Source organism: Burkholderia sp. JP2-270 (assembly GCF_003233675.1).
GTDB classification, from domain to species: domain Bacteria; phylum Pseudomonadota; class Gammaproteobacteria; order Burkholderiales; family Burkholderiaceae; genus Burkholderia; species Burkholderia pyrrocinia_C.
In genome coordinates, this window is record NZ_CP029825.1 from 2,420,407 (window position 1) to 2,444,371 (window position 23,965).

Genomic DNA, 23,965 nt, shown 5'->3' on the forward strand with positions numbered 1-23,965 from the left:
CCGGAATAAGGTTATAAGGTAAACCGTAAAAACGATATGCGAATATTTGGCTTCAATAATCGCATTTGTTCACATTTGCGAGTGATCCGAAAGCAAGTTGGAAGGATGTAGAAATCATGATGCACGGAATCGAAACGGGTGTTGTCGAGCAGGCCGATCCCCTTCACGCAGTACCCCGGATGAAGCGGTCATAGCCGTCGATCCCCGGTTTCGGCACGCCGTTTTCGTCCCAGTCGCTCCAGCCGGGAAACCGGAGCGGCGCATCTGTCTCCCGGTTCGCGAGGCGTCGTGCGAGACGATCGTGGTGCGTGGCAAGTGCGGCGGCCAGCGGCGAGTCGTTCCGATACGCGTAGCCGCCGCGTGCGTCCTGCACGCCGTGGGCGAGGACCGGCCTCAGCACGTCATAGCCCATGTAATGCAGCGAATAGTGGATGGGCCACAGCAGCAGATCGATGTCGCCGCTGCGCCCGTTCGGGCCGAACGTCGCGGCCGGTGCGCCGGTCGTGACCGAGCAGATCGCGCGACGGCCGCGGAAATGGCCGCGATCGTAGCGCCGGCCGCCGGTATACAGGCCGCCATTGACGAATACGCGATCGAACCATCCTTTCAGCATCGCGGGCTGCGCGTGCCACCAGATCGGAAACTGGAAGATCACGAGATCGGCTTTCCCGAGCCGGGCGATTTCCCGGCATACGTCGTCGGGAAGCGTGCCGCCCGTGCAGGCATCGGCGCGGCCGTGCTGCCGTGCTACCTCGCCGATGGCGATCCGGAACTCGAGCGGGGCGGCGACCGGATCGACGCGCTGGCGACGGACCTGTGGCTGTTGACCCATCCCGACCTTCCCGATACCACGCGGATTCGCGCGTTCTCGTCGTTTGTCGCGACGTCGGTCGATGCGCTGCACGCGCGACTTGCCGGGGCGTAGCGCGTCCGCCCGAGGCGTGCGCCGCCTCCGTCATGCCGCGAGCCGGCCGATTCAGTGTGCCGCGCGCTTCGAGCGTGTCGCGCGTACGGGTGTGGCAGCGGGCGGCCGCCGTGGCGTCTCGCCGATCCTTTGCTTCATCGCATCGATGAACGCCCGCACCTTCGGCGAAGGCAGCCGCGTCGACGGATACACCGCATGAATGCCGGCCGGCGCCGAGCGCCACGCGGGCAGCAGCCGCACGAGCCGGCCGGCCGCGACGTCGTCGGCGGTCGAGAAATCCGTCAGCAGCCCGAAGCCGCCGCCCGCGAGCACGATCGCACGGCATGCCGTTGCGGTGTTCGACACGACCGGCGCGACGCAGCGTACCGACACGCTGCCGCCGCGCGCGTTGTCGAGTTCGAACGTGTGCGGGCGCGGCAGCGTCGACAGCATCACGAACGGCAGCGCGGCAAGCGCATCCGTATCGCGCGGCAGCCCGTAGCGCGCGACGAACGCGGGGCTCGCGACCAGCCATTTCTCGTACGTGCCGAGCTGCACCGCGCGATAGTTCGAATCGGCGAGGCGGCCGATGCGGATCGCGACGTCGAGGTTGTCCGCGACGAGATCGACGACGCGGTCGTTCGCGACCAGCTCGACGTCGAGCCCCGGATGCACGTCGCGCAGCGCGACGACGGCCGGCGCGACGACCTGCGCGCCGTAGTCGATCGGCACGCTCACACGCAGCGTGCCGCGCAGCGGCCCCGCGTCGGACGACACCGCGTCGAGCGCGGCTTCGGTGGCGCGCACGATGGCGCGGCACGCGTCGTAGAACGTACGCCCCGCGTCGGTCACGCTCAGCCGCCGCGTCGTGCGCACCAGCAGGTTCGCGCCGACCTCGGATTCGAGGCGCTGCATGTGCGTGCTGACGACCGTCTTCGCGAGGCCGAGCCGCTCGGCCGCGGCCGTCAGCGAGCCGGCATCGACCACCGCGACGAAGATCGCCAGCCGGTTCAGGTTCACGTCGCGCAGATCGGCCATCGTCGATTGTCCTATAGGAGCGGATAATGTTTCAGTGATTATCCGTCTTCTAGCCGTGAACCGCGAGCGCTACGCTGGGGCCGTTCGTCGCCGATTCCCGGCGACGCGAGATTCCGGAGTGTTTTCCATGTCCGTCGCCAGTAAGCCTGTCGCCCCGATTCGCGTCTATTCGTTCCTGTTGTCCGGGCACGCGCACCGCGTCCGGTTGTTCCTGTCGCTGCTCGGCCTGCAGGCCGAGATCGTCGACATCGACCTGGCAGCCGGCGCGCAGCGCGAACCGGCGTTCCTCGCGCTCAATCCGCTCGGGCAGGTGCCGGTGATCGACGACGGCGGCACCGTGCTCGCCGATTCGAACGCGATCCTCGTGTATCTCGCGAAGCGCTACGGCGACGCGCACTGGCTGCCCGACGACCCGGCCGGCGCGGCGGTCGTGCAGCGCTGGCTGTCGTACGCGGCCGGGCCGATCGCGACGGGGCCTGCCGCCGCACGGCTCGTGACCGTGTTCGGCGCGCCGCTCGACCAGGAAGCGGCCAAGCGCACGGCCGCGAAGCTGCTCGACGTGATCGACCGCGAACTGGCCGGCAAGCCGTTCGCGGCTGGCGCCGAGCCGACGATCGCGGACATCGCCGCGTACACGTACATCGCGCACGCGCCGGAAGGCGGCGTATCGCTCGAACCGTATCCGCACGTGCGCGCATGGCTGGCGCGCGTCGAGGCGCTGCCGGGTTTCGTCGGCATGCCGGCGACGCGCGCGGGCCTGCTCGCCGCATAACGTCACTCGACGCCACGTTTTTTCCGGGAGAACGCGATGAATGCCCCGACCGCCGCTGTACCGGGCTGGGAACTCGATGCCGCGCCGTTTCACGCGGGCGAGCTCGCCGTGCAGCAGCGCGCGGGCGTGACGGACGCCGCGGGCGCGGCCGGCCGGCGCGGAATCCGGCGCTTCATGCCGGATCAGCACCGGACGTTTTTCGCGCAACTGCCGTTCTTCGTGCTCGGCGGCGTCGATGCGCACGGCCAGCCGTGGGCGACGCTGCGGGCCGGCGCGCCGGGGTTCGTCACGTCGCCGGATGCGCGCACGCTGCGCATCGCGGCGCCCGCGCTGCCGGGCGATCCGCTGGCCGGCGCGTGGCGGCCGGGCGCGCCGCTCGGCGGGCTCGGGATCGAATTCGATACGCGCCGGCGCAATCGCGTCAACGGCGTCGTGCGCGCGGTCGACGGCGATGCGCTGACGATTGCGGTCGAGCAGAGCTTCGGCAACTGTGCGAAGTACATCCAGGGCCGCAAGCCGACGTTCGTCGCGCGCGACGGCGATGCACCGGTCGGGCCCGACGTGTCGGATCGGCTGAACGATGCGGATCGCGCGCTGCTCGCGCAGGCCGATACGTTCTTCGTCGCGAGCGCGAACACGTCGGCGGACGCGGGCGCCGCGCGCGGCGCGGACGTGTCGCATCGCGGCGGGATGCCGGGCTTCGTGCGCGTCGACGATGCGCACACGCTGACGACGCCGGATTTCAGCGGCAACCGATTCTTCAACACGCTCGGCAACCTGCAGCACGACCCGCGCGCGGGGCTGCTGTTCGTCGATTTCGACAGCGGCGACCTGCTGTATGTCGCCGCGCGCGCGGAGATCGTGTGGGACGGGCCGCTCGTCGCGTCGTTCGACGGCGCGCAGCGTGTCGTGCGGTTTCATGTGCGGGAGGTGCGGCGCATGCGCGCGGTGCTGCGGTTCCGGTGGTCGGCGGTCGAGCGCGCGCCGCAGTTCGCGGCGATAGCGGTGACGGCGGCGGTCGCGCCGGTGCCGTCCGCGTCGGCACACCAAACGGCACCCGCATGGCGATCGCTGCGCATCGCGAAGATCGTCGACGAGGCGCGCTCGATCCGCTCGTTCCATTTCGAACCGGTGAACGGCGGCGCGTTGCCTGCATACGAAGCCGGGCAGCATCTGACGCTGCGTGTTGCGTTGCCGGGCAGCGATGCACCGTCGATACGCAGCTATACGCTTTCCGATGCGCCGGGCGGTGCGCATTACCGGATCACCGTGAAGCGCGAAGGGCGCGTGTCGGCATGGTTGCACGATCACGCGCGGACGGGCATGACGCTCGACGCGCAGATGCCGCGCGGCCGCTTCACGTTCGATCTCGCGAGCCCGCGCCCGGCCGTGCTTGTATCGGCCGGCATCGGCATCACGCCGATGATCGCGATGCTGCGCCGCGCGCTGGCCGACGCCGCGCCGTCGCGCCGCGTAGTGTTCGTGCACGGCGCGCGCGAAGCGGCCGACCGGCCGTTCGAGGTGGAACTGGCGCGCATCGCGGCCGCCGATGCGCGGCTGTCGCTCCACTGGTTCGACAGCCATCTACACGACGACACGGCAGCACGGGCCGGGCGCATCGACATCGCGCAACTGAAGCGGCTCCTGCCGTTCGACGACTACGACTTCTACCTGTGCGGGCCGTCGGCGTTCATGCGCGACCTGTACGACGGGCTGCGCGCGCTGAACGTGCCGGACGAACGCATCCGTTTCGAGGCGTTCGGGCCGTCCACCGTGGCGCGCAGCGTGACCCGGGCGGCAGGCACGGCAGGCGCGCCGGCGGCGAGCGTGCCGGTCGTGTTTCGGCGTACCGGGCGTGAAGCCGCATGGACGCCCGCCGACGGCACGCTGCTCGACTTCGCGGAAGGGCAGCGCGTCGCCGTGCCGTCCGAATGCCGCTCCGGTTCGTGCGGCACGTGCGCGACGCGCGTGCTGTCCGGCGCGGTCGACTACGAGCAAACGCCCGATGCGGCGGTCGAACCAGGCTGCGCGCTGCTGTGCGTCGCGCGGCCCGCGCAAGGCGCGACGGAACCGCTCGTGCTCGACCGCTGACGCGCCTGCGACACGCGGCCGCAGACGGCCTGCTGCGCGAAAAGCACGCGCAACTGCTTCTTTTTTCGGATGCCGGTCGGATCGACGATAGCGTCAACCGATTCGATGAAAGGAGCGTAATCATGAAACTGCTCGGCATGATCAAGCTGGTCCTGTGGAGTTTCTTCGGCGTGCGCAACAGCAAGGCGCACGCAGCCGATCTCGCGAACGTCAACTTCACGCTGCTGCCGTTCGTGGCGATCCTGCTCGCGCTGCTCGTCGGCGCGGTCATCTATGGCGTCGTGCATCTGGTCGTCGATCCGACAGTGACGATGCAGGGGTTCTGAGCGGCGCGTGAATTGCGAGCGGGGATCATTCCCGCTCCGGTTTCCAGTCGCGTGACCGGCGCTTGATTGCGCCGGTCTGCGAGGTTGCCGTGCGCGCCGAGCATCGCTGCCAGATCGCCGCCATTGCCATGTGGCACGAATCGCGTTTCCCCATTCCCGTTCTTTCCCGCCTCCCGTTCCGCCCGATTCCACGATCCTGATCCCCGCCCGGGGTAAAATGCGCGCCACGCCGCGATGTCGCGCGCGCGGGGCAGGCCGCCGTTCCGACGAACGGCGCGCGCAAGTGCCCGGCGCTCGCACCGGGGCGTTCGAAGCGTCCCCCGCATGACAAGACCGCGCGATGCCGCCGGCCGCCCGACAGGCACCCGACGAACCCGTCGACGGCTGCTTCGGTTCCCGGTGCGTCATCCGAATCCGAAGTCCCATCCTGCGTCTTCCCGATCGACCGGCGCGCATGCGTGCCGTCTCGTCCGGTTCGTCCGATGAATGTCGTGCCGGCCGGATGCGCCGGAGGGTGAGGATTCGTCCGCGGGCGGACGCTTCGCAGCTTCTTAACGTGTGTCGACAGGGTCGAGTGGCGAGTTTTCCATCCAGAACAATGACGGTGAATAAAACAACAGCATCGCCCGTACGGCGGCGGCGCGCGAAGGTCGGGCTCGGAGTCGGCCTCGGCATCACGCTTTTCGCAGCGCAGGCTGCAGCAGCCCAGGGCGACGCGCCGGCACCGGACGCCGATGCGGCCGGCAGCGCGACGCTGCCGGCGATCACGGTGAGCGGCGAACGCGGCAACGGGTTTCGCGTGCGCAACGCGTCGGTCGCGGGGCTCGACGAAACGCCGCTGCGCGACACGCCGGCGTCGGTGAGCGTCGTCACGCGCGCGCAGCTCGACGACCAGCAGGCGAAGCGGCTCAGCGACATCGTGCGCAACGACGCGTCGGTCGTCAACGACTATGCGCCGGTCGGCTATTTCGAAGGCTTCGCGATCCGCGGCTTTCCGGTCGATCTCGCGAGCGCGATCCGGATCGACGGGCTGACGGTATCCGGCGAGCAGAACGTGCCGCTCGAGAACAAGGAGCGCGTCGAGATCCTGAAGGGGCTCGCCGGCATCGACAGCGGCGTCGTCGCGCCGGGCGGCGTGATCAACTTCGTGACGAAGCGCTCCGCGAACGTCGCGAGCGTGACGGGCGGCGTCGACAGCCGCGGCTCGACGTCGGCGGCCGTCGATCTCGGCCGCCGCTTCGGTCCCGACAATCAGTTCGGTTTCCGGATCAATTCCGCGAAGGAGAACATGCACTCGTACATCGACGGCACGAACGGGCGGCGCACGTTCGGCTCGATTGCCGCCGACTGGGACATCAACCCGCGTGCGAGCCTGCAGCTCAATGCCGAATTCCAGCAGTGGATCCAGCGTTCCGCGCCCGGCTACCAGCTGCTCGGGGGCACTGTCGTGCCGTCGGTCAAGACGACGTCGAAGGCGCTCGGCACGCAGCCGTGGGCGAAACCGGTAACGACCGACGCGCTGAACCTGAATGCGCGCTTCGACTACCAGTTCAACGATGACTGGAAGGCATACATCGCCGCGGGCCGCAGCCGCACGATGATCGACGACAACAGCGCGTTCGCGTACGGCTGTTCGTATGCGGCAAGCTGCGCGGCCGGCGCGACGTCGCCGTTCTTCTTCGGCGCGAACGGCGACTACGACGTATACGACTTCCGCAGCCCCGGCGAATACCGGCGCAACGACGACCTGCGCGCGGTCACGACGGGCAAGTTCGCGACGGGGCCGCTGCGGCACGAGCTGACGCTCGGCGTGAGCGTGCAGCGCCGTGTCGTGCACATGGCCGACGCCGTGTACGACTATGTGGGCAGCGAGAACATCTACGGGCCCGACGTGGCGTTCCCGCCGTCGCCGAATTCGCCCGGGCCGTCGTATCCGCGCCTCGACGCGTGGCAGTACGGCGTGTTCGGGCTCGACCGCATCAGCATCGGCGAACACTGGCAGGTGCTCGCGGGCGGCAAGGAAGTGCTGCTGCGCCAGCGCAGCTGGAGCAGCCTCGACGGCCCGACGACGCATACCGACCGCTCGGTGTTCCTGCCGCAGGTCGCGCTCGTCTACAAGCCGGTGAACGTGCTGTCGCTGTACGCGTCGTACAGCAAGGCGCTGTCGCTCGGCGACCAGGCGCCGGTGCGTGCGACCAACGCGTATGCGTTCCTGCCGCCCGTCGAATCGCACCAGATCGAGGTCGGCGCGAAATACGACTGGCTCGACCGGCTGAGCCTCACGGCCGCCGTGTTCTCGATCAGCAAGCCGTTCCAGTTCGCCGACCCGGACGCATCGGGCACGACCTACACGTTCGTGCAGCGCGGCACGCAACGGCACCAGGGGATCGAGCTCGGCGCGGCCGGGCGCATGACCGAGCGCCTTTCGCTGACGGCCAGCGTCGCCGCGATCCGCGCCCGCGCGGTCGATTCGGGTTCGCCGGCGTACGAAGGACACCAGATCATCAACGTGCCCGCGCTGCGCGCGTCGCTGTATGCGGACTACGCGGTGCCGGGCGTCGCGGGCCTGAACGTGCTTGGCGGCGTCGAGTACAGCGCGGCCCGCAACGCGAACGAGGAAGGCACCGCGCGCGTGCCGTCGTGGTTCGTGTTCAATCTCGGCGCGCGCTATACGACGAAGATCGGCGGTCATCGCACGGTGCTGCGCGTATCGGTGGACAATCTGTTCAACAAGTTCTACTGGCGCGACGCGGGCGAGCAGCAGGGCGATGCGTACCTGTTCCCGGGTGCGCCGCGCACCGCGCGCGTATCGTTGACCTATGATTTCTGATCGTCCGGAACCGGCCGCATGACGCGCGGCCCCGGCAGCTACCCAGGAGAGCACAGACGATGTCCCCACTCGAAATCGCCGGCGTGATCGTCAGCGCGCTCGCGATCTGGCTGACCGCGAAGCGGCGCATGCTGTGCTGGCCGGTCGGGCTCGCGTCGGTCGCGCTGTACGGCTGGATCTTCTTCGACGCGAAGCTGTACTCGGACATGCTGCTGCAGGGCGCGTTCGCGGTGCTGCAGGTGTACGGCTGGCAGCGCTGGCTCGCGCAGCGGGCGAGCGAAGCCGGCGGCGCGGCGCCGGCCGGCGACGTGGCGCCCGTCACGGGCGTGCGGCCGCGGCAGATGCTGCCCGACCTGATCGCGGCCGTCGTCGGCAGCGCGCTGCTCGGCGGCATGATGGCGCGCTGGACCGATGCGGCGCTGCCGTTCGTCGATGCGTCGCTGACCGCGTTCAGCCTCGTCGCGCAATACTGGACCGCGCGGCGCTACATCGCGTCGTGGGGGCTGTGGATCGTCGTGAACGTCGTATACGTCGGGATGTTCGTGTTCAAGGAGCTATATCTGACGGCCGGACTCTATGCGCTGTTCATCGGGCTCGCCGTCATCGGCTGGCGCGACTGGAGCCGGACGGCCGCGACGCTGCGCGCGGCAGCCGGCGGCGCGCTCGCGTCCGGCAGCGGCGTGCGCTGATTCACGCATCGATTCAACTACGGAGCAACGTCGTTCATGTCATTCCCACTCGAGCCGGACGGGCCAGTATCGCGCGACGTCGCGCCGCCGCAATTCGGCGTCGACGGCGAGCAGGCCGAACGCGACTGGCCGCTGATGACGCACGACGAGGTCGCGGCGGTGCTCGCGCGGATCGACGGTGCCGGCGAGCCGGCCCGGCTGACGTGGCACAGCCCGCGGCAGTTCGCGGCGGCCGTGCTGGTGCGGATGGCGGACGGGCGCGCGCTGTTCGTCAAGCGTCATCACGTGAGCCTGCGCGATGTCGCGGGGCTCGAGGAAGAGCATCGTTTCATCGCGCATCTGCGCGAACGCGGCATGCCCGTGGTCGACGTGCTCGCCGGCCGCGACGGCGCGACCGCGTTCGCATCCGGCGAATGGACGTATGAGGTGCATGTGCTCGCGCCCGGCGTCGACCCGTATCGCGGCGTGATGTCGTGGCAGCCGTTCATGCATCCGTCGCATGCGTATGCGGCCGGCCGCGCGCTGGCCGAGCTGCACCGCGCGTCGGCCGGCTACGATGCGCCCGCGCGGCCCGTGCGCACGCTGCTGTCGAGTTTCCGAGTGCTGTCGTGCGCCGATCTGGCGGGCGCGCTCGAACGCTGGGTCGATGCGCAGCCGCTGCTCGTGCGTGCGCTCGGCGCGCGCGACTGGCGCGGCGACGTCGCCGACGCGATCGGCCCGTATCACGCGCGCCTCGTGCCGCTGCTGCCCGCGTTGCGGCCGCTGTGGACGCACGGCGACTGGCATGCGTCGAACCTGCTGTGGACCGATGCGGGGCCCGGCGCGCAGGTGCGGACCGTGCTCGATTTCGGGTTGTCGGATCGCACCTGCGCGGTGATGGACCTCGCGCTCGCGATCGAGCGCAATACGGTCGACTGGTTGGCGCCGGCCGATGCGAGGCGCATCGAATACGAACAGATCGACGCGCTGCTCGACGGCTACGAATCGCTCGAACCGCTGGGCGACGACGCCTACGCGGCGCTGGTCGCGCTGCTGCCGATCGTGCATACGGAGTTCGCGCTGTCGGAAGTCGCGTATTTCGGCTGCATCATCGATGCGCCGGCCATCGTCGACATCGCGTACGACGGTTACCTGATCGGGCATGCGCGCTGGTTCGGCGAACGCGATGGGCGGCAGTTGCTCGACTGGCTTGAACGGCGCCGGCGGACGAAGTCGCGCAACATCTGAGCGTCGTGTCGCGCGCTTCCGTTCATCCGGACGAAACGCAGGCCTTCTGATCGGGCGGGGCGGCTCTCGCTGCGCCTCAGTTCTTCTCTCGTGCGCGGCGCATGATCCCCGCGCGCAACGTTCACGCCGGATCGCTTCAACGAAGATGACGGAAATATCATCTTCGCCTCATGTTCGCACTGCGGTTGCTCCGTAGCATCGGTCGCGAAACCGTAACCGCAGGCTCGCACATGTTCACGCACACCCTGGTTGCGCTCGCCGTCCTTGCGACGGCGGCGACGACCCATGCCCAATCGTCACCGCTGCCCACCACGCCAGGTGAGTTGCCCGCAGCCGTTGCTCCGCAAGCCGATGCGACCGCTGCCGCGCCGCTGACGCTCGCCGACGCGCTCGACACGGCCGCGCGCAGCAATCCCGCGCTGCGCGGCGCGCGCGCCGACGTCGATGCATCCGCGGGCGCGCTGATGCAGGCCGGCGCGCGCCCGAACCCGGAACTCTCGTTCCTGCAGGAAGGCTTTCGCCGCGCGGAGCGCACGTCGACCGTGCTGCTCAACCAGACGATCGAGCTGGGCGGCAAGCGCAGCGCGCGGCTCGACGTCGCGTCGTACGGACGGCAGTCCGCCGATGCGTCGCTCGACGAGCAGCGCGCCGTCGTGAGCGCCGACGTGACCGCCGCGTTCTACGGTTTGCTCGCCGCACAGCGGCAGCTTCAGGTGACCGAGGAATCGGCGGCGATCGCCGCGCGCTCGGCGGATCTCGCCGGGCGGCGCGCGCAGGCCGGCAAGGTATCGCCGGTCGAGGCGACCAAGGCGCAGGTGGCCGCGGCGGCCGTGCTGATCGAAGTCGCGACCGCGCGCGGCCGCGTCGACGTCGCCCGCGAAAAACTGAATGCGGCGATGGGCGGCGCGCGCATCGACCGGCGCGATGCGGTCGGCGATCTCGAAGTCGTGCCGGCGGTCGACCCGCTGCCCGCGCTCGTCGAGCGGCTCGACGACGCACCGCTTACGCGCATCGCGCGCGCCGAGATGCTGCGCTCGAACGCGGCCGTGTCGCTCGAACGCGCGCGGCGCATTCCGGACGTGACGGTCAGCGCGGGCGTGAAACGCGTGACCACGGGCGGCGTGCCGGACAACCAGGCCGTCGTCGGCGTGTCGATCCCGATCCCGCTGTTCAACACGAACAAGGGCGCGCTGCTCGAAGCGACGCACAAGGCCGAGCGCGCGAACGCCGATCTCGATCGCGAACGCGCGCGGCTGCGGCTGGAGCTGACGCAGGCCTATGCGAACTTCGAGGCCGCCGCGCAGGAGGCACGGCGCCTGAAGACCGACATCCTGCCCGGCGCACGCACCGCGCTCGACGCGATGTCGCGCGGCTACCAGCTCGGGAAGTTCGGCTTCCTCGACGTGCTCGACGCGCAGCGCACGCTGTTCCAGGGGCAGTCGCAATACGTGCGCGCGCTCACCGACGCGCACGCGGCCCGCGCCGACATCGGCCGGCTCGTCGGCACGCCGCGCGCGGCCGTCGCGCAATAAGCGCTCCTCTCATCTGAAGGATCATCATGTCACGCAGCAGAATCTTCATCATTGCGGCGGCCGTGCTCGGCGGCGCCGGGATCGTGCTCGGCGCGCTCGCCGTCACGCGGGGCAGCGGCAGCGCGTCCACGTCGTCGGCTGCCGAAGCCGCGCAGCCTGCCGATGGCGCCGGCGCGCGGGGCGGCGTCGTGCTGAAGCGCGGCAGGCTGTCCGTCGAGATCGTCATGACGGAAAAGCCCGGCGACGCGCGGCTCGTCGTCTATCCGTTCGTCGACGGCATGCCGGCCGACAAGGGCGTGACCGTATCCGGCACGCTGGTCCGGTACGACCGCACGCACGAACCGATCCGTTTCGACGCGGCCGGCCAGAAGTTCGTGTCCGCGCAGTCGATCGCCAAGCCGCACGTGTTCGACGCGACCATCGACGTCAAGGCGGGCAGCGACGCAGCGTCGTTCCCGTTCGCGCGCGCCGACGGCGCGATCGCGCTGACCGACGCGCAGTTGGCGACCTCGAAGATCGCGCTCGCGAAGGCCGGCCCCGCGCAGATCGCGACGCCGTTCCAGTTGCCGGGCGAGATCAAGTTCAACGAGGATCGCACCGCGCACGTCGTGCCGCGCGTCGCCGGCATCGTCGAGCAGGTATCGGTGTCGCTCGGGCAGAACGTCGCGAAGGGGCAGGTGCTGGCCGTGATCGCGAGCACCGATCTCGCGGACCGGCGCAGCGAACTGCTGACGGCCGAGCGCCGGCTGTCGGGTGCGCGCGCAACCTTCGAGCGCGAACGCACGCTGTGGCAGGAGCGCATCTCGGCGGAACAGGACTACCAGCAGGCACAGGTGCAGTTGCGCGAGGCCGAGATCGCCGTGCAGAACGCGCGCCAGAAGCTCGCCGCGCTGAACGCGCCGGCGGGCGCGGGCGCGCTGAACCGCTACGAGCTGCGCGCGCCGTTCGCGGGCACGATCGTCGAGAAGCATGCGACGCCCGGCGAGGCGATCGCCGCCGACGCGAGCATGTTCGTGATCTCCGACCTGTCGACGGTGTGGGCCGAGATGGCCGTGCCGGCGCAGCGGCTGAACGACGTGCGGGTCGGCCGCGACGCGACCGTCAGCGCGACCGCGTTCGAATCGCGTTCGAGCGGCCCGATCGCGTATGTGGGCTCGCTGCTCGGCGAACAGACACGCACCGCGCCGGCGCGCGTCGTGCTGCCGAACCCCGACGGCGTATGGCGGCCGGGCATGTTCGTGAACGTGTCGGTCGACGCGGGCAAGCAGGGCGTGGCGCTCGCGGTCGCGAGCGATGCATTGCAGGACGTCGACGGTGCGCCGTCGGTGTTCGTGCGCTCGCCGAAAGGGTTCGTCGCGCAGGCGGTCGAGGCGGGGCGGCGCGACGAACGCGCGACCGAAGTGCTGAAGGGGCTCAAGCCCGGCCAGGAATACGTGGCGTCGAACAGCTTCGTGCTGAAGGCCGAGCTCGGCAAGGGGAGCGCGGAACATGAATGAGCGTCACGCACGTGCCATTGCACGATTTTCGGCTCGATATGCGGCTCGATATGCGGCTCGATATGCGGCTCGATTTGCGGTTCGATCTGCGACCCGCCGAATGACCGGTCGCGCGGCCCGTCCGGTGAGGACGACCGTTCCCCGTTTCAAGGAATCCCGCCATGTTTGAGCGCCTGATCCGCTTTGCGATTGCGCACCGCTGGCTCGTGATGCTGGCGATCGCGGCCGTGGCCGCTCTGGGCGTCTTCAGCTACCAGAAGCTGCCGATCGATGCGGTGCCCGACATCACGAACGTGCAGGTCCAGATCAACACGGCCGTGCCCGGTTATTCGCCGCTCGAGGCCGAGCAGCGGATCACCTACCCGATCGAGACCGTGATGGCCGGGCTGCCTGGCCTCGAGCAGACGCGCTCGATCTCGCGCTACGGGCTGTCGCAGGTCACCGTGATCTTCAAGGACGGCACCGACATCTACTTCGCGCGGCAGCTCGTCAACGAGCGCATCCAGGAAGCGAAGGACAAGCTGCCGGCCGGCATCGCACCTGCGATGGGGCCGACGTCGACGGGCCTCGGCGAAATCTACCTGTGGACCGTCGAGGCCGACGCGGCCGCACGCAAGCCCGACGGCACGCGCTATACGGCGGCCGACCTGCGCGAACTGCAGGACTGGGTCGTGCGGCCGCAGCTCAGGAACGTGCGCGGCGTGACCGAGGTCAACTCGATCGGCGGCTACGTGAAGGAATACCGTGTCGCGCCGAACCCGGCGAAGCTGATGTCGTACGGGCTGACGCTCGCCGACGTCGTGCGCGCGCTCGAACGCAACAACGACAACGTCGGCGCCGGCTACATCGAAAAGCGCGGCGAGCAGTATCTCGTGCGCGTGCCGGGCCAGGCGCGCACCGTCGACGACATCGCCAGCATCGTACTGACCAACGTCGGTGGCGTGCCGGTGCGGATGAAGGACGTCGGGCTGGTCGACATCGGCCGCGAGCTGCGCACGGGCGCTGCGACGTCGAACGGCGAGGAGGTCGTGCTCGGCACGGTCTTCATGCTGATGGGCGAGAACAGCCGGACGGTCTCGAAGGCCGTCGCTGCGAAGATGGAGGACGTGAACCGCACGCTGCCGGCGGGCGTGAAGGCGATTCCCGTGTACGACCGCACGGTGCTCGTCGAAAAAGCCGTCGCGACGGTGAAGAAGAACCTGCTCGAAGGCGCAATCCTCGTGATCGCGGTGCTGTTCCTGTTCCTCGGCAACATCCGCGCGGCGCTGATCACCGCGCTCGTGATTCCGCTGTCGATGCTGATGACCTTCACCGGCATGGTCAACGCGAAGGTGAGCGCGAACCTGATGAGCCTCGGCGCGCTCGACTTCGGGATCATCGTCGACGGCGCGGTGGTGATCGTCGAGAACTGCGTGCGGCGGCTCGCGCATGCGCAGGCTGTGGCCGGGCGGCCGCTCACGCGCGACGAGCGCTTTGCCGAAGTGTTCGGCGCGTCGCAGGAAGCGCGCCGCGCACTGATCTTCGGGCAACTGATCATCATGGTCGTGTACCTGCCGATCTTTGCGCTGACCGGCGTCGAAGGCAAGATGTTCCATCCGATGGCCATCACCGTCGTGATGGCGCTCGCGGCCGCGATGGTGCTGACCGTCACGTTCATTCCGGCGGCGGTGGCGCTGTTTATCGGCGAGCGGGTCGAGGAGAAGGAGAACCGGCTGATGGGCTGGGCGCGGCGCGCGTACGAACCGGTGCTTGCCGCGTTCATCACGCGACCGGTGCGCGTGATGCTCGGCGCGGGTGCGATCGTGCTCGTCACGCTCGGGCTCGCCACGCGGCTCGGCAGCGAGTTCATTCCGAGCCTCAACGAAGGCGACCTGGCCGTCGCCGCGCTGCGGATTCCCGGCACGAGCCTGTCGCAGTCGGTCGAGATGCAGAAGTCGATCGAGAAGACGCTGAAGGCGCGTTTCCCCGAGATCGAGCGCGTGTTCGCGCGCACCGGCACGGCCGAGATCGCGGCCGACCCGATGCCGCCGAACCTGTCGGACGGCTACATCATGCTGAAGCCGGCCGACCGGTGGCCTGACCCGAAGAAACCGCGCGACACGCTCGTGCGCGAGATCGAGGAAGCGCTCGCCGAGCTGCCGGGCAATGCGTACGAGTTCTCGCAGCCGATCCAGCTGCGCTTCAACGAGCTGATCTCGGGCGTGCGCAGCGACGTCGCCGTGAAGATCTTCGGCGACGACATGGCCGTGCTGAACCAGACAGGCGAGCAGATCGCGGCCGCGCTGCAGAAGGTGCCGGGTGCATCGGAGGTGAAGGTCGAGCAGACGACCGGGCTGCCGGTACTCACCGTCAACCTCGACCGCGACAAGCTCGCGCGCTACGGCGTGAGCGTCGCCGACCTGCAGGACACGGTGGCCGCGGCCGTCGGCGGGCAGAAGGCCGGCACGCTGTTCCAGGGCGACCGCCGCTTCGACATCGTCGTGCGGCTGCCCGACGAGCTGCGCTCGGACATCGACGCGATCAAGCGGCTGCCGATCGCGCTGCCCGCGCCGGCGGCCGGCGCCAGCGCGCCGTTGGCGGCGGCGCCGTACGTGCCGCTCGCGGAACTCGCGACGATCGACGTCGCGCCGGGCCCGAACCAGATCAGCCGCGAGGACGGCAAGCGGCGTGTGGTCGTCAGCGCGAACGTGCGCGGCCGCGACGTCGGCTCGTTCGTCGCCGATGCGCGCGAGCAGTTGCAGCAGGACGTGCGCGTGCCGTCCGGCTACTGGGTGTCGTGGGGCGGGCAGTTCGAGCAGCTGCAAAGCGCGAGCGAGCGCCTGAAGCTCGTCGTGCCGCTCGCGCTGTTCATGGTGTTCGTGCTGCTGTTCGTGATGTTCAACAACGTGAAGGACGGCCTGCTCGTATTCACCGGCATTCCGTTCGCGCTGAGCGGCGGCGTCGTGTCGCTGTGGCTGCGCGGGATTCCGCTGTCGATCACGGCGGCGGTCGGCTTCATCGCGCTGTCCGGCGTCGCCGTGCTCAACGGGCTCGTGATGATCTCGTTCATCCGCAACCTGCGCGACGAAGGGGTGCCGCTCGACGCCGCCGTGCGCGAAGGCGCGCTCACGCGGCTGCGGCCGGTGCTGATGACCGCGCTCGTCGCGTCGCTCGGTTTCCTGCCGATGGCGTTCGCAACCGGCACCGGCGCCGAGGTGCAGCGCCCGCTTGCGACGGTCGTGATCGGCGGTATCCTGTCGTCCACGGCGCTGACGCTGCTGGTGCTGCCCGTGCTGTACCGCGTCAGCCATGCAGTGTCGTGGCGCGCCGCGCTTTTGGACAGCTTCGGCGGCGGGTTCGGCGCCGGTTTGCTGCGCCGGCTGGGTTTCTTCAAGGGTAATGCGTAATGCGAATTCTGATTGTCGAGGATGAACCGAAGACGGGCGCCTATCTGCGCAAGGGCCTGACCGAGGCAGGTTATGTCGTCGACTGGGTCGAGGACGGCATCACGGGCCAGCACCAGGCCGAGACCGAGGAATACGACCTGCTCGTGCTCGACGTGATGCTGCCGGGGCAGGACGGCTGGACGCTGCTGCAGAACCTGCGGCGCAGCAAGTCGACGCCGGTGCTGTTCCTCACCGCGCGCGACGACGTCGGCGATCGCGTGAAGGGACTCGAACTCGGTGCCGACGACTATCTCGCGAAGCCGTTCGACTTCGTCGAACTGACCGCGCGCATCAAGTCGATCCTGCGGCGCGGCCAGCCGCGCGATTCGAACACGCTGCGCGTGGCCGACCTCGAACTCGACCTGACGCGCCGCAAGGCCACGCGGCAGGGCGACACGATCCTGCTGACCGCGAAGGAGTTCGCGCTGCTGTGGCTGCTGATGCGTCGCGAGGGCGAGATCCTGCCGCGCGCGACGATCGCATCGCAGGTGTGGGACATGAACTTCAACAGCGACACGAACGTCGTCGATTCGGCGATCCGGCGGCTGCGTTCGAAGATCGACGACGCGTACGATCCGAAACTGATCCACACCGTGCGCGGGATGGGCTACGTGCTCGAAGCGCGCGGCGGCGTGGCCGCATGATCGCGCGCCTGCTGCCGCGCACGCTGCGCGGACGCCTGACCGCGCTGATCATCCTGTCGACGTCGGTGATCCTCGCGTCGAGCGGCGTCGCGCTTTACGAGGCGCTGAGCAACCGCGTCGAAACGACGGCGGCCGAGCAGATGGCCGGCATTTCCGCCGCATTGGGCACGCATCTGGCCGAAGCGCGCACGACGGCCGACGTCGCGCGCAACACCGACATCTGGATCGACCAGCTGCACGGCCATCCGAACATGGATCTCGCGATCTACGATGCGACGGGCACGCGCCTCGTCGGCACGCCAGGATTCCGCCCGTACGCGACGCTGCTGTCGCTGGACGCGGCGCGCGCGCCGGTCGGCGTCGCGCCGCCCGGCGCACGGCGTCAGTATCTGGTGACGACCGTGCCGCTTGCCGGCGCGGGCGCACCGGTGGTGCGCGTCGCGGTGCAGTACGACCGCAGCGCCGACGTGCTGCTGTTGCGTACGCATGCTTATACGATCGTCGTGATCGAGGTGTTCGGCGTGGTGCTCGCGGCCGCGATCGCGTATGGCATCGCGGCGCTGGGCTTGAGCCCGCTGCGGCGTTTCGCGTCGCGCGCCGAGCAGATGTCGTCGAGCCGGCTTGCGCATCCGCTGCCGGAACTCGATACGTCAGGCGAGCTGAAGGAGCTCGAGCACGCATTCAACGGGATGCTCGCGCGGCTGAGCGAATCGTTCACGCGACTGAGCCAGTTTTCGTCGAATCTCGCGCACGACATGCGCACGCCGCTCACGAATCTGCAGGCGGCCGCGCAGGTCGTGCTGTCGCAGCCGCGCAGCGCGGATGAATACCGCAACGTGATCGAATCCAGCATCGACGAGTATCAGCGGCTGTCGAGAATGATCGAGGACATGCTGTTTCTCGCTCGCTCGGAACAGGCCGGCACGTCGATCGACGTGCGGCGGCTGAATGCGGCGGAAGAGGCCGGGCGTGTCGCCGGCTACTACGAGCCGCTCGCGGAGGATGCGGGCGTATCGGTGAAGGTCGACGGCCACGCGTGGGTCGATGCGGATCTCACGCTGTACCAGCGCGCGTTGAGCAACCTGCTGTCCAATGCGCTCGCCTACGCGCCGCGCGGCAGCGTCGTGACGATCGACTGCGTGGAGCAGGGCGGTGCGACGACGATCGCCGTGTCGGATACGGGGCCCGGCATCGCGGCGGAGCATGTCGGGCGGATCTTCGAGCGTTTCTATCGCGTCGATCCGTCGCGGCACAATTCGGCGTCGGGCACGGGGCTCGGCCTCGCGATCGTCCGGTCGATCATGGACAACCACGGCGGCGAATGCGGCGTCGACAGCGATCCCGGCCGGCGCACGACGTTCTGGCTGCGTTTTCCGCGACGGCCGGCCGCCATCCGCACCTGACATCGCGGGCGGGCACGCCCGCGCGTTCGCCGCAAGGCGTTTGCGCGCGGCGCGTTGCCCGCGATCGTACGACCGAGCGGCATCAGCGGGTCGCCAGGTTGTCGTGGTTGTCGGCCTGCGGTGCCTTCTCGCCGCCATGCGCCGAAATCCCGTGAAGCTCCTTGTTGCGCGCGACCATCTCGGCGGTCGGCGGGTACTGTGTCTTGCCGGTCGGTACGACGCCGTCGTGCTGCGCCTGCTTCAATTCGTCGACGACCTGCGTGCGGGTCTTGCCCTGCGTTTGCGTCTGTGCGAATGCGGCCTGCGTGGCCATGCCGAGCGACAGCGTGGCGGTGACGAACAGTGCTGCGAGTTTTGCCGTTTTCATTGAGCTCTCTCCTTGATCAGGGTCGCCGGGTGGCGAACCATGGACTCAGTATGCGAAAGCAGCCGTGCGCCACCGTGATCGGCAGATGAAAAAAACGTCAGATTGCGAAAGGCGGCGGCGCGCCTTGCGTGCACGAGCGGCATGACGCAATCGTCATGTTCGCGTCATGAGCGCGATGAGCGGGAAGCGGAACATGAAGTCTGTCGATGGCCCGCGCGGCCGACGGCGTTCGCGCCGTTCGCGACAGCAGCATCGAAAGCGGGCGGCCATGTTCAGACTTTCATTCGGGACCGAAAATTGCACTGTCTCGCCATTCGTCTATCGTTGATCGCAGTCCTGATCGTCCCGTTGTTCGCAGGCTGCGCATCGTCACGTTCAGACACTGGTACGATCGCGTCGGCCTCTGCGCGCAAGCCGGTGCCGGCCGACCTCATGCCCGGTGAGCTGATCGACTATGCCGGGCATCGCTGCGGCAATCCGAACCTGTACGTGAAGACGCATCCGTGCCTGTTTCCGCAACGCAATCCAGCGCCGTGATCGTCTGCCTCGCGATCAAAAAAAAAGACCCGGTCCTCGATGAGTCCGGGCCTAACGCGTGATCGTGCCGTGCGACAGCGACCCGCTGCGTGGATGGGAACAGGCATGGCCCGTTACCGTTCCGATCATAGCGACGCGACGCATCGAGAACCTGATCGGAACATGAAATTTTTGTCATGCATACGCGAGCGCGCCGTCGTCGCGATCAGAACCAATGGCGCAAGCCGAGATTGACGCATGCGTTGCATGCGCGTTCCGCCGTAGCCTTAGGAGCCGATCGACGCCTGCGCCGTTGTTCAATACGAATTGCATTCGCACTGCGGCGCAGTACACGCGCGAACCATGACGAAACCGTCATGTCGGGATCACGATGCCGCACCGCCGCCGGATCAAAGTGAAGGCTCCCGTGACGGATTTCCGGGAAGGAGCGAACAACATGAACATTCCGCGACCGATGATCGCCATGACCGCTGCCGCGCTGTCGATCGCGGCCTTCTCGCAGACCGTTGCCGCGCAGGCGAAGACCCGGCAGGAAGTGCGTCAGGAACTGGTGCGCGCGCGACACGACGGCGTGATCCCGAGCCTGAACCACGACTATCCGGCGAGCCCCGCCGCCGTCGCGCGCAATCGGGAAATCCATCGCTCGACGGTTCACGGGGGCGAGAGGGCCCCGACGGTCGATGTGCACGACAACCGCTTCGCGGTGCATTGAGCGTTTATTCGCGGCCGGCTGCGACGCCGCCGCTCGGCTGGTTCTCCATATGAAAAGGAGCGTGCCATGCGCACTATCGCAACAGGAATCGTGCTGTCTGTCTGTGTGATGTCGACGGCCGCGATGGCGGCCGGCTGGCCGGAACGTGCGCTGTCGCATGCGTCGGCGCACGACGCCGGCCGCCGCGTGAACGAGCGGATGCGTTGCGAGTTCGCGGCCGTGCCGTCAGGCGACTGGAGCGCGACATTCGCGCGCGGACAATGCGAGGTCGCCAACGGCCGGCTGACGTTCGTGCCGGCCGATTCGGGCGGCGAGCCGAATGTCGCGGAGAAGCGAATCGTGCTGGGCGATGTCCGTACCGCGTCGTATCAGTCGCGCAAGCTGAAGGAACAACTGCAACTGACGATACGCGACGAAGTGATCGCGCTGAACGTGCTGACCGACGACGGCAGCCGCAAATCGCGCGAGCATGCGATCGACCTGTGGGCTGCGCTGCGCAACGAGGGCGTCACGCCGGTCAACGGCACGCACATCGTCGACACGTATCCGGCGGGCGCGACGACGTGGTAGCCGGCGCGCCCGTTCCGGTCAAAGCTGCGCGAGCGCCTGGTCGAGATCGGCGAGCAGGTCGTCGATATGCTCGATGCCGATCGACAGCCGCACCGTTTCCTCCTTCACGCCGGCCTTCGCGAGTTCGGCGGGCGACAGTTGCCGGTGCGTAGTCGATGCCGGGTGCGTCGCGAGCGACTTTGTATCTCCGATGTTGACGAGCCGTGTGAACAGGTTCAGCGCGTCCTGGAACTTCGCGCCGCCGTCGCGGCCGCCCTTCACGCCGAACGTGAGGATGCCCGGCGCGCGGCCCGACAGGTAGCGCGCGACGAGCGGATGGTCGGGGTGATCGGGCAGGCCCGCATAGTTCACCCACTCGACCTGCTCGTGGCGCGCGAGATGCTGCGCGATCTTCAGTGCGTTGTCGCTGATCCGTTCGACGCGCAGCGCGAGCGTTTCGATGCCCTGCAGAATCTGGAATGCGTTGAACGGCGAGATCGCCGCGCCCATGTTGCGCAGCGGCACCACGCGCGCGCGGCCGATATACGCGGCCGGCCCGAATGCTTCCGTATAGACGACGCCGTGATAGCTGACGTCCGGTTCGTTCAGCCGCTTGAAGCGGTCCGCGTGCTCGGCCCACGGGAACTTGCCTGAATCGACGATCGCGCCGCCGAGGCTCGTGCCGTGCCCGCCGAGATACTTCGTCAGCGAGTGCACGACGATGTCCGCGCCGTGCTCGAACGGGCGCAGCAGGTACGGCGACGGCACCGTGTTGTCGACGATCAGCGGGATTCCGTGGCGATGCGCGACTTCCGCGAGCGCGGCGATGTCGGTCACGTTGCCGAGCGGGTTGCCGACCGATTCCGCGAAGATCGCCTTCGTGTGCGCGTCGATCAGCGGCTCGAACGACGCGGGGTCGCGCGGATCGGCGAAGCGCGTCGTGATCCCGTATTGCGGCAGCGTATGCGCGAACAGGTTGTAGGTGCCGCCGTACAGCGAACTCGCGGACACGATGTTGTCGCCGGCTTCGGCGATCGTCTGGATCGCATACGTGACAGCGGATTGCCCCGACGCGAGCGCAAGCGCGCCGATGCCGCCCTCGAGCGCGGCGATCCGCTGCTCGAGCACGTCCGTCGTCGGGTTCATGATCCGCGTATAGATGTTGCCCTGGACCTTCAGGTCGAACAGGTCGGCGCCGTGCTGCGTGTCGTCGAATGCGTACGCAACGGTCTGATAGATCGGTACGGCGACCGCGCGCGTGGTCGGGTCCGGACGATAACCGCCGTGCACGGCGATGGTTTCGAGGCGCCAGTTCGAAGAGGCCTGATCGGTCATGGGTGCTCCGTCTGTTGTTGTGATGGTCGACGGATTATAGGAGCACGCGTGCTGCTGTCCTTAGAACGAATGGTGTGTTGCTTATGGGGATGCCGCGCATAGAATGCGGTTTTCGGCAGACAGGAGGCGCGCGATGGACCAGGACCAGTGGAACCAGGTGGATGCGTATTTTTCCGCGACGCTCGTGCCGTCCGACGATGCGCTCGATGCCGCGCTGGCGGCCAGCAATGCGGCCGGGCTGCCCCCGATCAACGTCGCGCCGAACCAGGGCAAGCTGCTGCAACTGCTCGCGACGATACGCGGCGCGCGGCGCATCCTCGAGGTCGGCACGCTCGGCGGCTACAGCACGATCTGGCTCGCGCGCGCGTTGCCGCCGGGCGGCACGCTCGTGACGCTCGAACTGAGCCCCGAGCACGCGAAGGTCGCGACGCGGAACATCGCGCGCGCCGGGTTCGCGGAGGTCGTGTCGGTGATCGTCGGCAGCGCGAAGGACAGCCTCGCGCGGCTCGTCGATGCGGGTGAGGCGCCGTTCGATTTCATCTTCATCGATGCGGACAAGAACAACAACCCGGTCTATCTCGACGCGGCGCTGAAACTGTCGCGGCCCGGCACGGTGATCGTCGTCGACAACGTCGTGCGCGGCGGGCGCGTGGCCGATCCGGACAATCGCGAGCCCGATGTGGTCGGCGTGCGGGAAGGCTTCGCGCGTCTCGCGGCCGAGCCGAAGCTCACGACGACGGCCGTGCAGACGGTCGGGCAGAAGGGCCGGGACGGGTTCTCGATCTCGATCGTCGGATCGTGACGTGACGGAGGCGCGCCACGCGCGTCAGCGCTTTCCCGTCGCGTCGGCCCGGCGATACAGGCGCGGCCATTGATCCTGCAACAGGCCGTTGCAGGTGCCGTGCGTCGCGATGTCGGCGAGCAGGAAGCGCCGGCCATCGAAGATCCACGATGCGGTCGAGCCGCAATCGCCGGCACTGCGCAAGCGGACCTTGCTCGACAGCATCGCGCTGGCGGAATCGTAGCCGGCCTCGGTCAGTTCGTTTGCGAACGACGCCGAATCGAGGCCCGCGTTCGCGTTCTCGCCGAAGTTCATCGCCGTCGGTGCATACGGCGCCGCGCGTCGCACGCGGTACCACAGGCCGGTGTGGTTATACAGGCTGCTGGTCTGGCACGGGATCGCGACGAGCGCCTCGTCGGCCGAGATCGCCACGGCGCGCGACGCCTTCCTGCGATCGCCCGCCGGCATTTCGTCTTCGACATCGGCCGCGCATTGCTTCACGTCGGTGCCGAACTTCGCGAGCACGGCATCGACGAGCGGGCGCTGTTCGGCGGCCGACAGGCTGGCGACGGGCGGCGCCGGAACGACGGCGGGCGGCAGTGCCGGCGCGGCCGGCACCGACGACGCGGGCCGGTTGCCGGGGCGCTGCAGCGCCGTGACCGTGCCGACGCGACCCTGCGTATCGTCGATCAGCAGCAGCGCGGCATTCAATCCCGACAGCGGCGTGCGCGGCGTTTGCGCCGACGCCGGATCGCCGAAGCTCAGCAGTTGCGCATTGCGCGACGCGGCGAGCCACGCGGCAACCGTTGCCGGATCGCTCGTCCGGATCCGGAACGGGTGCGCGTCGTCATTGTCGGGTTTGTCGCCGAACGCGTGCCATTGGGCCGGCATCGCATCGAACGGGCGGCCATCGGCGCGTGCCGTGCGCAGATCCAATGGCGCCGATGCGAAGATGTCGAGCGACGGTTGCGCGTCGGGGCCGGCATCGCGCGTCACGCGCAGGATGAGGTTGGTGCGCGCATCGTCGATATCGTCGGCGTGGCTTTCGGCAATGCAGCGGTTGCCGTTGTCGCAGACGACCGACCAGCTCTTGAAGTCGCGCTCGACCGGCGGCCGCGCGAGCGGGCGAGCCTGCGCGGCGAGCGGAGAAGCGGCGAGGAGGGCGGCGAGGGCAAGCGAAAGGCGGTGCGACATGACGGTTCGTATCGGCTGTGAACGGGCGGGCGGAAGACGTCGGACTGCAAGCGCATCGTCAGCAAGCGGTGCACGTCGAGTGCAGCGGCGCATGACGCGGTGCGCTTTGCCGA

Annotated in this window: 21 protein-coding genes; 16 read left to right on the plus strand and 5 right to left on the minus strand. The window is 68.6% G+C overall.

Translation table 11 applies throughout. From position 1 onward, the window contains the following. Positions 1 to 163: 163 nt before the first annotated feature. Positions 164 to 682: an NAD(P)H-dependent oxidoreductase gene (locus DM992_RS29030; protein WP_239511447.1), complete on the minus strand. Its 519-nt coding sequence runs from the start codon at positions 680 to 682 to the stop codon at positions 164 to 166. On the opposite strand from DM992_RS29030, the gene DM992_RS29035 reads away from it, so the two are divergent. After that, positions 626 to 925 (plus strand): hypothetical protein, encoded by a 300-nt coding sequence (locus tag DM992_RS29035; RefSeq protein WP_239511465.1) that lies wholly within the window; start codon positions 626 to 628, stop codon positions 923 to 925. The two genes, DM992_RS29030 and DM992_RS29035, sit on opposite strands and share 57 nt — an antisense overlap. 51 nt (positions 926 to 976) lie before the next feature. On the opposite strand, the gene DM992_RS29040 is transcribed toward DM992_RS29035, so the two are convergent. After that, entirely contained in the window at positions 977 to 1,942 is a 966-nt protein-coding gene (locus DM992_RS29040) for a LysR family transcriptional regulator (RefSeq protein ID WP_111019682.1), read from the minus strand. A 127-nt stretch (positions 1,943 to 2,069) separates the two neighbouring features. On the opposite strand from DM992_RS29040, the gene DM992_RS29045 reads away from it, so the two are divergent. From DM992_RS29045 to DM992_RS29095, 11 genes are all read left to right on the plus strand, one after another. Beyond that, positions 2,070 to 2,714, plus strand: a complete 645-nt coding sequence (locus DM992_RS29045) for a glutathione S-transferase (RefSeq protein WP_111019683.1) — start codon at positions 2,070 to 2,072, stop codon at positions 2,712 to 2,714. A gap of 36 nt (positions 2,715 to 2,750) precedes the next feature. Continuing rightward, on the plus strand, positions 2,751 to 4,805 hold the full coding sequence (locus DM992_RS29050) for a pyridoxamine 5'-phosphate oxidase family protein (protein ID WP_111019684.1): 2,055 nt from the start codon (positions 2,751 to 2,753) through the stop codon (positions 4,803 to 4,805). 122 nt (positions 4,806 to 4,927) lie between these two features. Continuing rightward, complete coding sequence (locus DM992_RS29055; protein ID WP_034182111.1) at positions 4,928 to 5,131, plus strand: DUF2970 domain-containing protein; 204 nt, start codon at positions 4,928 to 4,930, stop codon at positions 5,129 to 5,131. A gap of 598 nt (positions 5,132 to 5,729) precedes the next feature. Beyond that, on the plus strand, positions 5,730 to 7,961 hold the full coding sequence (locus DM992_RS29060) for a TonB-dependent siderophore receptor (protein ID WP_111019685.1): 2,232 nt from the start codon (positions 5,730 to 5,732) through the stop codon (positions 7,959 to 7,961). A 59-nt stretch (positions 7,962 to 8,020) separates the two neighbouring features. Next, positions 8,021 to 8,650, plus strand: coding sequence for a nicotinamide riboside transporter PnuC (gene pnuC / locus DM992_RS29065; RefSeq protein WP_111019686.1), 630 nt, complete (start codon positions 8,021 to 8,023; stop codon positions 8,648 to 8,650). A 36-nt stretch (positions 8,651 to 8,686) separates the two neighbouring features. Beyond that, entirely contained in the window at positions 8,687 to 9,877 is a 1,191-nt protein-coding gene (locus tag DM992_RS29070) for a phosphotransferase (protein WP_111019687.1), read from the plus strand. 230 nt (positions 9,878 to 10,107) lie between these two features. Then, entirely contained in the window at positions 10,108 to 11,409 is a 1,302-nt protein-coding gene (locus DM992_RS29075; protein WP_111020456.1) for a TolC family protein, read from the plus strand. A 26-nt stretch (positions 11,410 to 11,435) separates the two neighbouring features. Further along, on the plus strand, positions 11,436 to 12,905 hold the full coding sequence (locus DM992_RS29080; protein WP_111019688.1) for an efflux RND transporter periplasmic adaptor subunit: 1,470 nt from the start codon (positions 11,436 to 11,438) through the stop codon (positions 12,903 to 12,905). A 161-nt stretch (positions 12,906 to 13,066) separates the two neighbouring features. After that, positions 13,067 to 16,291, plus strand: a complete 3,225-nt coding sequence (locus tag DM992_RS29085; protein WP_111019689.1) for a CusA/CzcA family heavy metal efflux RND transporter — start codon at positions 13,067 to 13,069, stop codon at positions 16,289 to 16,291. Next, on the plus strand, positions 16,291 to 16,974 hold the full coding sequence (gene irlR, locus DM992_RS29090; RefSeq protein WP_111019690.1) for a heavy metal response regulator transcription factor IrlR: 684 nt from the start codon (positions 16,291 to 16,293) through the stop codon (positions 16,972 to 16,974). The genes DM992_RS29085 and irlR overlap by 1 nt, the downstream gene beginning before the upstream one ends. Beyond that, positions 16,971 to 18,377, plus strand: coding sequence for a heavy metal sensor histidine kinase (locus tag DM992_RS29095; protein ID WP_111019691.1), 1,407 nt, complete (start codon positions 16,971 to 16,973; stop codon positions 18,375 to 18,377). Before irlR ends, DM992_RS29095 begins: the two co-directional genes overlap by 4 nt. A gap of 82 nt (positions 18,378 to 18,459) precedes the next feature. On the opposite strand, the gene DM992_RS29100 is transcribed toward DM992_RS29095, so the two are convergent. Beyond that, on the minus strand, positions 18,460 to 18,744 hold the full coding sequence (locus tag DM992_RS29100) for a DUF4148 domain-containing protein (RefSeq protein ID WP_111019692.1): 285 nt from the start codon (positions 18,742 to 18,744) through the stop codon (positions 18,460 to 18,462). 141 nt (positions 18,745 to 18,885) lie between these two features. On the opposite strand from DM992_RS29100, the gene DM992_RS42965 reads away from it, so the two are divergent. The 3 genes from DM992_RS42965 (at position 18,886) to DM992_RS29115 (ending at position 20,563) form a co-directional block, all read left to right on the plus strand. Then, positions 18,886 to 19,281 (plus strand): hypothetical protein, encoded by a 396-nt coding sequence (locus DM992_RS42965; protein ID WP_239511377.1) that lies wholly within the window; start codon positions 18,886 to 18,888, stop codon positions 19,279 to 19,281. Positions 19,282 to 19,717: 436 nt separating this feature from the next. After that, positions 19,718 to 19,993: a DUF4148 domain-containing protein gene (locus tag DM992_RS29110; protein ID WP_111020457.1), complete on the plus strand. Its 276-nt coding sequence runs from the start codon at positions 19,718 to 19,720 to the stop codon at positions 19,991 to 19,993. A 66-nt stretch (positions 19,994 to 20,059) separates the two neighbouring features. Then, on the plus strand, positions 20,060 to 20,563 hold the full coding sequence (locus tag DM992_RS29115; RefSeq protein ID WP_111019694.1) for a hypothetical protein: 504 nt from the start codon (positions 20,060 to 20,062) through the stop codon (positions 20,561 to 20,563). A gap of 18 nt (positions 20,564 to 20,581) precedes the next feature. Here DM992_RS29115 and DM992_RS29120 read toward each other — a convergent pair whose 3' ends face one another. Beyond that, positions 20,582 to 21,877 (minus strand): aminotransferase class I/II-fold pyridoxal phosphate-dependent enzyme, encoded by a 1,296-nt coding sequence (locus tag DM992_RS29120; RefSeq protein WP_111019695.1) that lies wholly within the window; start codon positions 21,875 to 21,877, stop codon positions 20,582 to 20,584. 133 nt (positions 21,878 to 22,010) lie between these two features. Here DM992_RS29120 and DM992_RS29125 point away from each other — a divergent pair, with 133 nt between their 5' ends. After that, the gene (locus DM992_RS29125; protein WP_111019696.1) at positions 22,011 to 22,679 is read left to right on the plus strand and encodes an O-methyltransferase; all 669 of its coding nucleotides are present in this window, start codon (positions 22,011 to 22,013) and stop codon (positions 22,677 to 22,679) included. Between the two features lie 24 nt (positions 22,680 to 22,703). On the opposite strand, the gene DM992_RS29130 is transcribed toward DM992_RS29125, so the two are convergent. Beyond that, positions 22,704 to 23,852 carry a DUF1176 domain-containing protein gene (locus DM992_RS29130; RefSeq protein ID WP_204356139.1) on the minus strand — a complete coding sequence of 383 codons (1,149 nt, stop codon included), beginning with the start codon at positions 23,850 to 23,852 and terminating at the stop codon, positions 22,704 to 22,706. Between the last annotated feature and the right edge of the window lie 113 nt (positions 23,853 to 23,965).